15 protein-coding genes are annotated in these 12,853 nt (G+C 65.6%); 7 read left to right on the top strand and 8 right to left on the bottom strand.

Going from position 1 to position 12,853, the window contains the following annotated elements; translation table 11 throughout:
- Nucleotides 1-80: 80 nt before the first annotated feature.
- The gene (locus J6500_RS27745; RefSeq protein ID WP_225715883.1) at nt 81-713 is read right to left on the bottom strand and encodes a shikimate kinase; all 633 of its coding nucleotides are present in this window, start codon (nt 711-713) and stop codon (nt 81-83) included.
- A gap of 144 nt (nt 714-857) precedes the next feature.
- Between J6500_RS27745 and J6500_RS27740 the strand changes: the two genes are divergently transcribed.
- From J6500_RS27740 to J6500_RS27725, 4 genes are all read left to right on the top strand, one after another.
- Nucleotides 858-1,004 carry a histidine kinase gene (locus tag J6500_RS27740; RefSeq protein ID WP_225715882.1) on the top strand — a complete coding sequence of 49 codons (147 nt, stop codon included), beginning with the start codon at nt 858-860 and terminating at the stop codon, nt 1,002-1,004.
- Between the two features lie 16 nt (nt 1,005-1,020).
- Nucleotides 1,021-2,004 carry a site-specific tyrosine recombinase XerD gene (gene xerD, locus J6500_RS27735; protein WP_225715881.1) on the top strand — a complete coding sequence of 328 codons (984 nt, stop codon included), beginning with the start codon at nt 1,021-1,023 and terminating at the stop codon, nt 2,002-2,004.
- 227 nt (nt 2,005-2,231) lie between these two features.
- Entirely contained in the window at nt 2,232-3,194 is a 963-nt protein-coding gene (locus J6500_RS27730) for an acetyl-CoA carboxylase carboxyltransferase subunit alpha (RefSeq protein WP_225715880.1), read from the top strand.
- 229 nt (nt 3,195-3,423) lie between these two features.
- Nucleotides 3,424-4,908, top strand: a complete 1,485-nt coding sequence (locus tag J6500_RS27725; RefSeq protein ID WP_225715879.1) for a L,D-transpeptidase family protein — start codon at nt 3,424-3,426, stop codon at nt 4,906-4,908.
- 371 nt (nt 4,909-5,279) lie between these two features.
- Here the strand turns inward: J6500_RS27725 and J6500_RS27720 are convergent, their stop codons facing one another.
- Together J6500_RS27720 and J6500_RS27715 are read right to left on the bottom strand one after the other, a co-directional pair.
- Complete coding sequence (locus tag J6500_RS27720; RefSeq protein ID WP_225715886.1) at nt 5,280-5,468, bottom strand: hypothetical protein; 189 nt, start codon at nt 5,466-5,468, stop codon at nt 5,280-5,282.
- A 112-nt stretch (nt 5,469-5,580) separates the two neighbouring features.
- Nucleotides 5,581-6,657 carry a flavodoxin family protein gene (locus tag J6500_RS27715; RefSeq protein ID WP_225715878.1) on the bottom strand — a complete coding sequence of 359 codons (1,077 nt, stop codon included), beginning with the start codon at nt 6,655-6,657 and terminating at the stop codon, nt 5,581-5,583.
- A 174-nt stretch (nt 6,658-6,831) separates the two neighbouring features.
- On the opposite strand from J6500_RS27715, the gene J6500_RS27710 reads away from it, so the two are divergent.
- From J6500_RS27710 to J6500_RS27700, 3 genes are read left to right on the top strand one after another with little or no spacing between them, the layout of a single operon-like run.
- On the top strand, nt 6,832-7,452 hold the full coding sequence (locus J6500_RS27710; protein ID WP_225715877.1) for a phosphatase PAP2 family protein: 621 nt from the start codon (nt 6,832-6,834) through the stop codon (nt 7,450-7,452).
- Nucleotides 7,449-7,796, top strand: coding sequence for a DUF3147 family protein (locus J6500_RS27705; RefSeq protein ID WP_225715876.1), 348 nt, complete (start codon nt 7,449-7,451; stop codon nt 7,794-7,796). The genes J6500_RS27710 and J6500_RS27705 overlap by 4 nt, the downstream gene beginning before the upstream one ends.
- Nucleotides 7,793-8,227, top strand: coding sequence for a hypothetical protein (locus J6500_RS27700; protein ID WP_225715875.1), 435 nt, complete (start codon nt 7,793-7,795; stop codon nt 8,225-8,227). Before J6500_RS27705 ends, J6500_RS27700 begins: the two co-directional genes overlap by 4 nt.
- Nucleotides 8,228-8,246: 19 nt before the next feature.
- On the opposite strand, the gene J6500_RS27695 is transcribed toward J6500_RS27700, so the two are convergent.
- From J6500_RS27695 to J6500_RS27675, 5 genes are read right to left on the bottom strand one after another with little or no spacing between them, the layout of a single operon-like run.
- Nucleotides 8,247-8,948 (bottom strand): branched-chain amino acid ABC transporter ATP-binding protein, encoded by a 702-nt coding sequence (locus J6500_RS27695; protein WP_225715874.1) that lies wholly within the window; start codon nt 8,946-8,948, stop codon nt 8,247-8,249.
- Nucleotides 8,941-9,675 carry an ABC transporter ATP-binding protein gene (locus J6500_RS27690; protein ID WP_225715873.1) on the bottom strand — a complete coding sequence of 245 codons (735 nt, stop codon included), beginning with the start codon at nt 9,673-9,675 and terminating at the stop codon, nt 8,941-8,943. The genes J6500_RS27695 and J6500_RS27690 overlap by 8 nt, the downstream gene beginning before the upstream one ends.
- Nucleotides 9,675-10,757 (bottom strand): branched-chain amino acid ABC transporter permease, encoded by a 1,083-nt coding sequence (locus J6500_RS27685; RefSeq protein WP_225715872.1) that lies wholly within the window; start codon nt 10,755-10,757, stop codon nt 9,675-9,677. Before J6500_RS27685 ends, J6500_RS27690 begins: the two co-directional genes overlap by 1 nt.
- Nucleotides 10,758-10,764: 7 nt before the next feature.
- Nucleotides 10,765-11,985: a substrate-binding protein gene (locus J6500_RS27680; protein ID WP_225715871.1), complete on the bottom strand. Its 1,221-nt coding sequence runs from the start codon at nt 11,983-11,985 to the stop codon at nt 10,765-10,767.
- A 4-nt stretch (nt 11,986-11,989) separates the two neighbouring features.
- Complete coding sequence (locus J6500_RS27675; protein WP_225715870.1) at nt 11,990-12,847, bottom strand: branched-chain amino acid ABC transporter permease; 858 nt, start codon at nt 12,845-12,847, stop codon at nt 11,990-11,992.
- Between the last annotated feature and the right edge of the window lie 6 nt (nt 12,848-12,853).

Raw genomic sequence — 12,853 nt, 5'->3', positions numbered from 1 at the left:
GCGGCCGATCACGATGTCGTAGGCGCGGTCGCCGAGCGCGACGTCGACGGTAACGGAGGCGGCGTGTTTCAAGGGCGCAGTCATGAGGTCGTGTTCATTCCATCAGCAGGTGGCTCGACGGCCGGCCGCGGGCCGCACAGATGCGCGTGCAGCGCTTCCAGGCATTCGTCGACGATGCGATCGTGCGGCACGTCGCGCGAGGCGACCGTGAGGTCGGCATTCGCGTAGACCGGCTCACGCTCGCTGAGCAGCCGGTTGACCGTCGCCTCGGGATCGGGCGTGTGCAGCAGCGGGCGGTCGGCGCGGCGGCGGACCCGGCGCATGATGACATCGGCATCGGCCTTCAGCCAGATCGACACCGCCCGCGCGCGGATCCGGTTCTGCGTCTCCTCGCGCATGAAGGCGCCGCCGCCGGTCGCCAGCACGATCGGGCCAGTATCGAGGATGCGGGCGATCACCCGCGCCTCGCCGTCGCGGAAATACGGCTCGCCATGGGTCTCGAAAATCTCCGGGATCGACATGCCCGCCGCGGTCTCGATCTCGGTGTCGGCGTCGGTGAACGGCAGTTTCAGTCGCGCCGCGATCCGCCGGCCGATGGTCGACTTGCCGGCGCCCATCATGCCGACCAGCACGATCGACCGCGGCCCCAACGCGGCCGCGATCTCGGCCTCGAGGGTCGCCTGGGTCGGTGCCGGTACGGCTGCGTCGGACATCAAAAAGCTCAGGTCACCGGACGAATTGTCGGGATTCGAGCCACCTATACTACCCCCGGCGATACCGTTACCAGCGACTCTTGCAACGGCGCGGGGAACATGTTGGATGATTTCATTGGTTAATTCGCCGCCCGAGCCGCCTCCATGCCCACCCTGTTCCGCTTCCTGACGGTCGTCGCCGTGATTTTCGGCATCGGCTACGGGATCGTGTTCGCACTGGCGAATTACGTGACGCCCAAGCCGCGGGAGATGACGGTGACCATCCCGCCGGAAAAGTTCCTCAAGAAATAGGCGCTATGGTGCTGGCATGCCCGCACGCGCCAAGACCCCCGCAACGACCCCGACCAAGACTTCCGACGCCAGGCTGACCGCGCTGTTCCTCGACATGCTCGCCGCGGAACAGGGCGCCGGCGCCAACACGCTCGACGCCTACCGGCGCGACCTAACCGACTTCTCCGATTACCTCGCTCGCTCCGGCGCCGACTTCACTGGCGCCGACACCGATGCGCTGCGCGGCTACCTCGCCGACCTCGACGTCAGAGGCTTCAAATCGACCACCGTGGCGCGGCGGCTGTCGGCGATGCGGCATCTCTACCGCTTCCTGCTCAACGAGCGGATCCGCAGCGACGACCCCGCCGCGATCCTGTCCGGCCCGAAGCGCGGCCGCGGCCTGCCCAAGGTGCTGTCGATCCAGGACGTCGATCGCATGCTGACACGTGCGAAGCAATTGACCCAGACCGACGTCTCGCCGGCGCAGCGGCTGCGCGCGCTGCGACTCTACTGCCTGCTCGAGGTGCTCTACGCCACCGGCCTGCGCGTCTCCGAACTGGTGTCGCTGCCGCTCTCCGCGGCGCGGCGCGATGCGCGGATGATCGTGGTGCGCGGCAAGGGCAACAAGGAGCGGCTGGTGCCGCTCAACGACGCCTCGCGCCGGGCAATGGCGGACTACCTTGCGGCGATGGAGATGATGCAGCCGGGGAAGAAGAAGGCCGCGCCGTCGAAATGGCTGTTTCCCTCGTTCGGCGAGAGCGGCCACCTGACACGGCAGCATTTCGCCCGCGACCTCAAGGAGCTTGCCAGCGCCTCCGGCCTCGCACCGCGCCTCGTCTCGCCGCACGTGCTGCGCCACGCCTTCGCCAGCCACCTGCTGCACAATGGCGCGGACCTGCGCATCGTGCAGACCCTGCTCGGCCACACCGATATCTCGACCACCCAGATCTACACCCATGTGGTCGCGGAGCGGCTGAAGAGCCTGGTGCGCGACCTGCATCCGCTGGCGGAGAAGGCGTAGGTATTCGGAAGCGTTCCTTGTAGATGGAGTAGCAGGCTCCGCCGCAGCGACCGGCCGCATGCGATCCGCCTTGACTTCCGCACCATCTCCGCAGAAAGAGCGTCACCTGCTTGCGACGAAGCCTGCGTTCGGCCCGAACGCACGTTAACCAATTGAAGTATCAAAACTTCTCCATCCGACGCCAAAACCGCTTCGCCCCTCGCTCCGTTCCTCCCTATATTCAGTTGATGCCCGAACCGATGCGCAGCTATCTCGACTTCGAAAAACCCGTCGCCGAGCTTGAATCCAAGATCGACGAGTTGCGGGCGCTTGCCGCCTCGGGCAGCGACATCGGCGACGAGGTCGCGCGGATCGAGGACAAGGCGGCGCAGGCGCTCGCCGAGCTCTACGCCAACCTGACGCCGTGGCAGAAGACGCTGGTGGCGCGGCATCCGCAGCGGCCGCATTTCACCGACTTCATCGGCGGCCTGATCACCGAATTCACGCCGATGGCCGGCGACCGCAAGTTCGCCGACGACGAGGCCCTGGTTGGCGGCTTCGGCCGCTTCCGCGGCGAGAGCATCTGCGTGATCGGCCAGGAGAAAGGCGCCACCACCGAGAGCCGCATCAAGCACAATTTCGGCATGGCCCGCCCCGAGGGCTACCGCAAGGCGGTGCGGCTGATGGAGATGGCCGACCGCTTCGGCATCCCGGTGCTGTCGATCGTCGATTCCGCCGGCGCCTATCCCGGCATCGGCGCCGAGGAGCGCGGCCAGGCCGAGGCGATCGCGCGCTCGACCGATGCCTGCCTGTCGCTCGGCGTGCCCAATGTCGCGATCGTCACCGGCGAGGGCATGTCCGGCGGCGCCATCGCCATCACCACCGCGAACCGCGTGCTGATGCTGGAGCATGCGATCTACAGCGTGATCTCGCCGGAAGCCGCGTCCTCGATCCTGTGGCGCGACGGCACCAAGGCGCAGGAAGCCGCCAATAGCATGAAGATCACCGCCCAGGACATGCTGCGCTTCGGCGTGATCGACCAGATCCTCAAGGAGCCTGCCGGCGGCGCCCACCGCGACGCGGCGGCGATGATCGCGACCACGGGCGACGCCATCGCCCAGGCCTTCAACGACCTACGAAATCTTGATCCGGACGCGATTCGCAAACAGCGGCGGCAGAAATTCCTCGATATCGGCCGCAAGCTCGGCTAGCGCGGCAAAACGGCCGGATTTTTCGCCGAATTCGGCCATTTTGGCCTCAATTGGGCCCACAGACGGGTCTTTAACATTCCTTGAACCATGCCTGCTACCGTGAGGGCCGCCCGGCCCCGTTCGTGTTGCGGGCCGGGGGTGTCGAAGGCTAATATTTTACACATTGGCTTCAGGGCATATTCGCCGTGTTGGGGTCGCGAACATCGCCCGGTGGGTGTGGAGCTTGGACTTGATTCATCGCACGCTCGTACGCGCGCTTCTCGCCTCCGCGGCCCTCGCCGCGAGCGTCCTGCTCGCCGGTTGTGACAGCGACCAGATTTCGCTCGCCAACAATGCCAAGGCCAACCAGCCGGTCCCGCCGAAGCTCGTCGCCGCGATGGCCGAGAAGGACATGGACCTGCAGTCGCCGATGCTGGTCCGCCTGTTCAAGCAGGAGGCCGTGCTCGAGGTCTGGAAGCAGACCCGCTCCGGCCAGTTCGCGCTGCTCAAGACCTATCCGATCTGCCGCTGGTCTGGCGATCTCGGCCCCAAGATCCGCGAAGGCGACCGCCAGGCGCCCGAAGGATTCTACTCGATCAACCCGAGCCAGATGAACCCGCAGTCGGCTTACTACCTGTCGTTCAACACCGGCTATCCCAACGCCTTCGACAAATCGCTCGGCCGCACCGGCTCACAGCTGATGGTGCACGGCGACTGCTCGTCGCGCGGCTGCTACGCGATGACCGACGAACAGATCGCGGAGATCTATTCGCTCGGCCGCGAGTCGTTCTTCGGCGGCCAGAAGGCGTTCCAGCTGCAGGCCTATCCGTTCCGGATGACGCCGGTGAACATGGCCAAGCACCGCAACAATCCGAACATGCCTTTCTGGAAGATGATCAAGGAAGGCTATGATCATTTCGAGGTGACCAAGCAGGAGCCGAAGGTCGACTTCTGCGAGAAGAAGTACGTCTTCGACGCCGTGAAGCCGCCGGGCGCGACCCGCGATCCGGTGTTCGATGCTTCCGCCAAGTGCCCGGCCTATGTGGTTCCCGAGGAGATCGCGAGCGCGGTGCGCGAGAAGGAGCAGCAGGACGCGGCCGAGACCGCCAAGCTGATCGCGAAGGGCACGCCGATGGCGCGGATGAACACCGGCATCGACGGCGGCATGAACGCGATCTTCGCCTCGAAGATTCCGGAAGGCGCCACCGGCCTCTCCGAGGGCGGCGAGAGCCAGAATTTGCAGTCACTCGCGCTGGCCCGCGCGCCCGGCACGATCCCCGGCACGGTCAATCCGCCGAAGCCGAATCTGGTTGCGGTCCCGGAGGAGACGCCGGTCGCGACGACCTCCTCGACCCGCGTCGCCACCGCCGCGCCGGCCGAGAAGTCCACGGAGAAATCCGAGGGCTTCTTCTCCAGCTTCGCCCGCAAGGTCGGCCTCGGCGGCAGCGCCGCCGCCGACGCAACCCCGGCCGCCGCGCCTGCGCCCAAGCCCGCCGTCGCCGCGGCGCCGGCCAAGTCGAAGGTCGCCGAGACCAAGCCGCAGTCGGTGGTCCGCGTCGCCCCCAAGGTCGAGCCCAAGGTTGAACCCAAGCAGGCCGCCAAGCCGGCGCTGAAGCCCTCCGTCACCGACACCGCCGCGGCCGCGCCGGCCCCGACCACCGGTACCCAGCTCGCCGGCTCCGCGCCGGTGGTGCAGTCGAATTCGTTCGACACCCGCTTCTCGGCGATGAAGTAAGGCGCTGCGTCCCGTCGCGTCTCCCTCCATCGTCATTGCGAGCCAACGGGTCGCGCGAACGCGCGCCCGATGACAGGCTGCGAAGCAATCCGTCGTCCCCCGTATGCAGGACGACGGATTGCCTCGCAATGACGGGGTTAGTTCTGATTCAACGGTGACCAGCTAGTTCGGCGTCATCACCCGCGCAGGCGGATGATTCAGTATTCCAGAGGCAGTAGTGATTGAATCGATGGGCCGCGCCGCACTGGATCGCCCGGTCAGCCGGGCGACGACCGTTGCGGATGGGATACAGCACGCTCGCGACATAAGGATTCCGGCCTCGCTTCGTGAGCCCGGAATGACGAACAGCCGTATCTTCCGCACCGCAACGGCTACATGCCGTGGCTTTCGAACACCTTCTTGCAGCGCGAACTCAGGCTGGCGCGGTTCATCTGCAGGCAGTTCTGCACGGCGCCGTCATTGCCGAGCTCCTTGCGACAGAAGCGATGTGCATCGCGCGAACAGGCGGATTGTTCCGCCTGGGTGCCGGAATGCTGCGCGAGCGCGGTGCCACCGCTCATCACAGCAGCGGCGAGAGCGACAATCGAAAGATAACGCATTGGTGACTCCTCCCGCGGCCTAACGGTATCCAGCGGGCTTCGTTCCCAGTGAAGTGCTTTGGGAACCCGGGAGCTACTTCGGCTGCGGATCCTTGAGGCCCTTTCCGGGGTCCTCCAGACGCCCCGCGCGCGCGAGCTTGACGGCGGCACCGAGCGCATCCGCGACATTCGACACCCGATCCCGGAAGGCCTTGTCCTCGTCGAGGTCGCGGTGCGAGGTCGCGTAAGGCTTCATGTAGCCGACGTAGCCGTCCGTTTCCGCCATGCTGCCGGCGGAGATCAGCTCCATATCGGTCAGCCAGTCTGCGAGAAAGCGGCGGCAGGTCTCGGCGCCGACGCTGTCGCCATGCACTACGATGCCGAAATGCCGGCCGCTCAAATGCCGGCGATACGGCCAGCCCTTGAGCTCGAGCTCCTTCGCCTCCTTGGCCGACTTGCCATGCGTCGAGGTGGGATCGGGATTGCCGCCATCGGCGCAGACCAGCCGGTCGATCATCGCCTTCAATCCGGTCGGTGTTTGATACCAGTTGACGGGCGAGACGATCATGATGCCGTGCGCACGCACCCAGAGCGGATAGATCTCGTTCATCCAGTCGTCGGTTTGCCCGAGCGAATAGTTCGGATAGCAGCTGCACGGCCAGTGGCAGAGCGCCATCGACGTGGAGACGCATGACTTGCAGGGATGGATGTGCTTGCCGAACTCGGACGTCAGCCGCGACAGATCGAGGATGTCGACCGCAAGACCCATCTCGCGAAAGCGCGCCTCGGCGATCTCGACCATGCGCCAGCTTTTCGACATCTCGCCCGGGCAAGTATGTTCGCTGCGCGAGGAGCCGTTGATCAGCAGGATATGCGGCTGCGCGTTACGGTCGTCGTGGCGGCGCTGCGCCTCATCGATGGCATCGCGCGCAGACAGCCAGTCGACCGCGAGATCATACTCGGGATCTGCAAAGCCTGGCCCGGCCTTGCGCGTCACCGGCGCTTTGCGCGAATGGCTGTAGGCATCCCAGGCACCGGCGATGATAACCGCGAGCTCCTTCTGCATCGATCGAAACACCGGATCGGCAAATCGTTTGCGGAAGCGCCGCTCGAATTCATCGCGCGACAGCTTGACGGGCGGCATCCCCTTGCGAACATCCGGCTCCGCCATCGTCATCTCCCCTGACAAGCAGCCTCGCACCCGGCGCGCCGTGCGATCGGCACGCAATATCCTGCAGTGCGGAACGACCAGAGGTTAAAGACGATCGAATCGCATTTGGTTCCTCGCCGGACATTTGGACCCATGTCGCGTCTGGCGCGTTGAATGTACACTTGGTTAGAGGCGATGCACACCAGAGACGGAGTCCGAATAAGCCGACGCGCGACAACCTTTCCGATCACGGTCCGTCCAACCCCGGCGGACGTCGCGATCGCGGATGCGATCGCCCGTAATACCGCGCCGGCTCCGGAACAGATCGCGCGCGGGCTGACATGGGGCGCAGATGAAAAGGTTCTCCTCGTTGTCGCCGCCGCCGGCTGGCTCGCCTCGCGCGGGCGCAGCGCCACGGTGCAGCGCGCCGGCAATCATGCACTGCTGGTGACGGTCGTGGCATCGCTGCTGCCGCACGGCCTGAAATTGTTGTTCAACCAGCTTCGTCCCGATCGCCTGACCGTGATCGGCCACGTCCACGGAATCCCGGTCTCCGGCCACCGTGATGATGCGTTTCCCTCCGGGCACGCGCTGCATATGGGCGCCCTGGCTTCGGCCGCAGCGGCATTGCCCACCCGCAGCCGCCGTGCGATCCAGGCGGTCGCCGTCGGCCTGTCGTTGACGCGAATTGCGGTTCTCGCGCACTGGGCCAGCGACGTGGCCGCGGGATTCGCGCTGGGAGCGACGCTCGAGCGGCTCCTGCGATTGTGGACGGGCTATCCGGCCGGGATGTCGCAGCGGAGCAAGACGCGATGAGCGAATACATCATCCGCTTCCTGCTCGGCGGGGCGGTGGTTTCCGTCTTCGCGATGCTGGGCGACGTGCTGCGTCCCAAGAGCTTCGCCGGCCTGCTCGGAGCAGCGCCATCCGTTGCGCTCGCGACACTCGGCATCGCCGTGTACAGGCATGGCGCCGACTATGCCGGCTTGCAGAGCCAGGCGATGATCGCCGGAGCGCTCGCACTTGCCGTTTACAGTTTCGTCGTCTGCCAATTGCTCATTCGCGCAAGACTGCGCGCAATCACTGCAACATTGCTGTCGCTCGTCGTCTGGCTGGTGGTCGCCTTCGGCCTGCTGACCGTCGCCGGAGCACAGGCATGACGCCGATCAGCTTCTCGGCCTCCTCGCTCAGGCAGGGCCGCTGGTACGAATATCTGATCCGCTTCGCGCTGGGCGGGGCGGCAACCGTCTTCACGGGCCTGATCAGCGCTTATTGGGGTCCCATGATCGGAGGCATCTTTCTCGCGCTGCCTGCCATCTTCTGCGCCAGCGCGACGCTGATCGAGAAGCATGAAATCCGCCGCAAGCGGGACGCAGGTCTCGACGGCGTCTGGCGCGGGCAGCAAGCGGCCGCGCTCGACGCTGCGGGCGCGGCCCTCGGCGCATTCGGGATGCTGGCCTTTGCGATCGTCTTCTTGCTGGTGGTGGGCGACAGCGTCGCCACCGCCTTCATCGCCGCATCGCTCGCGTGGGCGATTTGTTCAGTCGGTGCGTGGTACGCACGCCGCAAGATGCGATTGGTACGTTCATAGTCCTCACGCCACCACCGCCCTATGGCGCGAGATACCTCAGCAGTTCCGGGTCGCTGCGCACCTTGCCTGAGTCGCCTTGCAGCGCGACGCGGCCGCGGTCGAGCACATAGGCGTAGTCGGCGACGCGGAGCGCAAGGTCTAGGTGCTGCTCGACGATGACGACGGCGATCTGTTTTGCCAGCTCGATCAGCCGTTCAGTGATCTCCTCAATGACGCCGATCCAGACGCCCTCGGTCGGCTCGTCGAGCAAAAGCAGTTTCGGGCTGCCGAGCATGGCACGGCCGATCGCCAGCATCTTGCGCTCGCCGCCGGACAGCGTGCCGGCCGGCTGGTCGAGCCGCTGGCCGAGCTTGGGAAAGATCGCCAGCACGCGATCGACCGCGGACGAATCCGAATTGGTCAGCGAGCCGACCGCGAGGTTGTCGCGTACCGAGAGGCGGGCGAACACCGAATGCTCCTGTGGCACATAGCCGATGCCGGAGCGGACGCGCTGCTCGGTGCGGCTGCGGGTGATGTCGCGGCCGTCGAAGAACAATTCGCCCTGCGTGCTGGTAAGCTCGCCGACGATGGTCTTCATCAGCGTGGTCTTGCCGGCGCCGTTGCGGCCGAGCACCGCGACGCCGCCGCGCCAGGGAATGCCGATGTTGACGTCGAACAGCACCTGGCTGCGGCCGTAGCCGGCATCGAGATGCCTGATATCGAGGAAGGACTGGTCAGGCACGGCGAAGATAAATCTCCTGGACGCTCTTGTTGGCCTGGATTTCCGCGATCGTCCCTGACGCCAGCACCTTGCCCTGATCGAGCACGGTGAGACGGTCGCAGATGTCGCGGATGAAATCGAGGTCGTGCTCGACGATGACGAGCGAGCAATGCTGCTTAATCGGCTGCAACAACTCGCCGGTAACGCGGCGCTCCTCGAGACTCATGCCGCCGGTCGGCTCGTCCAGCAGCAACAGCCGCGGCTTGCCGGCCAGCGCCATCGCGATCTCCAGCCATTGCTGCTGGCCGTGCGAGAGGTTCGCGGCGGCGTCAAAGGCACGATCGGCGAGACGGAACTGGGTCAGCATCGTCATCACCTGGTCGTGCAGCGCGCGGCGGGTGCGCGAGAACACCAGATCGAGCAGCGAGGACTGCGCCTGCAACGCCAGCAGGATGTTGTCGTACAGCGTCAGCGTCGGCAGCACCGAGGTGATCTGGAACTTCAGGCTCATGCCGGCGCGGGCGCGCTCGGTCGGCGTGAAGGCGGTGATGTCGGTGTTGACGAACGAGACCTTGCCCGTGGTCGGCACCTCGGCGCCGGCGATGCATTTCATCAGCGTGCTCTTGCCCGAGCCGTTCGGGCCGATCAGGCCGTGAAACTCGTTCTCGCCGACGGTGAGCGCGGCGCCGTCGAGCGCGGTGAGCTTGCCGAACACCTTGCTGATTCCGGAGGCTTCAAGCAGCGGCATTACCGGCTCTCCTTCGGCACTTTGCCGAAACTGCCGACTCGCTCGCGCTCGCCGAGCACGAAGGAGATCAGGCCGAGCGGACGGAACATGATGACCAGCAGCAGCAGCACGCCGAGGATGATCGGCCAGACGTCGCGGTAATTGTCCGACAGCCAGAAGCTGACGCCCTCGATGATGACGGTGCCGATCACGGCGCCGATCAGCGTGCCGGAGCCGCCGAACAGCACATAGAGCACGACCTGGGTCGAGAACACGACACCGAGCATGTTGGGCCAGACGAAGCCCTCGTGGAAGGCGTAGAGGCTGCCGGCGAGGCCGGCGATGGTGCCGCCGATCGCGAAGATGATCGCCTTCAGGTGCTGCGCCTTGTAGCCGAAGAAGGCGATGCGCTGCTCGTTCTCGCGCAGGCCGGCCAGCGCGAGGCCGAACTGCGAGCGCACCAGGAAACGGCACAGCAGATAGATGACGACGAGGATACCGAGCGCGAGATAATAGTAGACCGGACCTTCCGAAATATCGATCGAGCCGAGCGACAGCGGCGGGATCGACGGGATGCCGTTCTGACCGCCGAGATAGTACCAGCCACGCGCGAGGCGATCGGCCGCGTAGGAGCCGGTGAGCGTGCCGAGCGAAACGAAGATCACGCTCGACGGATAGCGGCCAAGCAGCAGGAAGCCGCCGAGCAGCAGCGCGGCGGTGAGCCCGATCAGCGCGCCCGCGGGCAGGATCAGCAGGATGGAGGTGACGCCGAGATCGCGCGCCAGCAGCGCGACGCCATAGCCGGCCGCACCGAAGAACAGCGCCTGGCCGAAGCTCATGATGCCGGCATAGCCCCATACCAGGTCGAACGAGATCGCGAACAACGCGAGGATGACGACACGGGTGGCGAACACCGTGAGGTAATCCTGCAGCACCAGCGGCAGGAACAGTGCCACGAGCAGCACCAGCCCTTCCACGATCGGCAGGATTTTCCATCCTGCCGCGGCCGGTCGCGCTGCTTCGCCTGCGGCCGGAGCCACTTCACCCGTCACGGCATCTGGTCCCTCGCTGACTTCAGCGAGGGCCTGCTTTGCTCCACCCATCGTTGTCTCAGCATTCCTTGGGATCGACGAGACCGTTGCTGCGCGCGACGACCTCATAGGTCCCGGCCTTGGCGACGGCCGTGTACATGTTCATCTTGCAGTGCCGCTTGCCCGACACCATCTCGGCCGGACCGCCCGGCCCTTCGGCGATCTTGGCATGATCGAGCGCGGCCGCAACCGCGTCGCGGTCGACCTTGCCGGCCTCCTTGACCGCCGCTTCCCACAGCTTGAGGCCGCGATATGTTCCGGTCGCGGCGCTGCCGGCGGCGAACAGGAAGGTGCCGGGGAAGTCCTTCTCATAGGCCGCCTGGATCTTGGCGCTGACCGGATCGTCCTTGGTCAGCACCTTGAAATAGTCGAGACAGCTCGCCAGCCCCTCGATCTCGTTGGCCTGGTTGATGTTGAGCGTGTTCTCGTCATAGTAGACGCAGGCCAGCCGCCCGCCGCTCTTCAGGAAGCCGGCTTCATAGAGCTGCTTGAAGAACGGGCCAACGCCGGGCGGGATCACGGTGTTGAAGACCACGTCGACCTTGTTGGAGATGATGCGGTTGACGGTCGCCGAGAAATCCACCTGGTCGAGCGGGTAGTATTCCTCGAACACCACCTCGCCGCCGTTCTGCTCGATCACCTTGCGGGCATAGACATTGAGCGTGTGCGGCCAGACATAGTTGGCGCTCGGCAGCGCGAACTTCTTGCCGCCGTTCTTGATCAGCCAGGGAATGAACTCGTCGCACTGCTGCGCCGGGGTCGGGCCGGTGCAGAACAGATAGGGCGTGCACTCTTTGCCCTCATAGAGCTGCGGATAGATGTAGAGCGTCTTGCCGCGGGCGACGATCGGATCCTTGATCGCGTTGCGCATCGACGAGGTGATGCCGCCCAGTACCATGTCGACCTTGTCGCGCTGGATCAGCTTGCGGACGTTGCCGACCGCGACCGATTCGTTCGACGCGGTGTCCTCGATATAGAGCTCAAGCGGCCGGCCGAGCAGGCCGCCGGCGGCATTGATCTCCTTGATCACCATCTTGGCGACGTTGGCGTCGGCATTGCCGGCATAGGCGATCGGCCCGGTGAGGTCGGTCGCGATGCCGACCTTGATCGGGCCCTCGGCGGCGTTGGCCCAATCGGGACGGACCACCCAGCTGCCGACGCCGGTCGCAATCGCACCGGTGGCAAAGGCAAAATTGCTCATGAAACGGCGGCGGGTCAGATTGATGCGATCAATGGACATGTGACTAAACCCCTTTTCCGGCGATGAGGCCCTGCGGCCTGAATTTGATGAAGGCAATGGCGAGCACGAAGACGAGCACGTCGGCGACGACGGGCGACATGACCCATGGCAGCGCCGCGCTCAGCGTGCCGATCACGCCGGCGCCGGCGACCGGCCCGATGAAGGAGCCGACCCCGCCGACCATGACCGCGACGAAGCCCTGGATCAGGAAGCGGATGCCGAGATCGGCGAACAGGCTGAACACCGGCACGATCAGCGCGCCGGCGAGACCCGCCAGCGCGGCACCGAACGCAAACGTCGCGCCGTAGATCAGCGGCGTGGAAATGCCGGAGGCACGGGCCAGCGCCGGATTCTCCAGTGTGGCGCGCACGCGCAGACCGAAAGAGGTGCGTGCCAGCAGCAGGTAGCAGGCGGCCATCACCAGCAGCGTAATCACGATGATGGTGAAGCGCCAGGCCGAGATGTGGATCGAGCCGAGGTCGATCGAGCCGCCGATCGGCTCCGGCACTGTGAGATAGAAGCCGCCGATCAGGCCGCGCACGCTCTCGCGGATGATCAGGCCGAGCGCGTAGGTACCGAGCATCGCCACGATCGGCGCGGCGTAGAAGCGGCGGATGATCAAGGCTTCCAGCACGAAGCCGAGCGCGCCGACCACGAAGGGCGCGGCGACCATGCCGGCCCAGATCGGCACGCCGTGCGCGGAGGCGAGGTACGTGACATAGGCGCCGAGCAGGACGAACTCGCCCTGCGCGAAGTTGAAGATGCCCATCATGCTGGCGATGATGCCGAGCCCGAGCACGACCAGCACGATGATCGCGCCGAAGCTCACGATCTCGAACGCCGCGGCGAAGCTAGTGGCCATGGCGTC

The organism is Bradyrhizobium semiaridum, assembly GCF_020329505.1.
GTDB classification, from domain to species: Bacteria; Pseudomonadota; Alphaproteobacteria; order Rhizobiales; family Xanthobacteraceae; genus Bradyrhizobium; species Bradyrhizobium semiaridum.
Note: the sequence above shows the minus strand (reverse complement) of the source record. Positions and strands in the feature narration are given on the sequence as shown.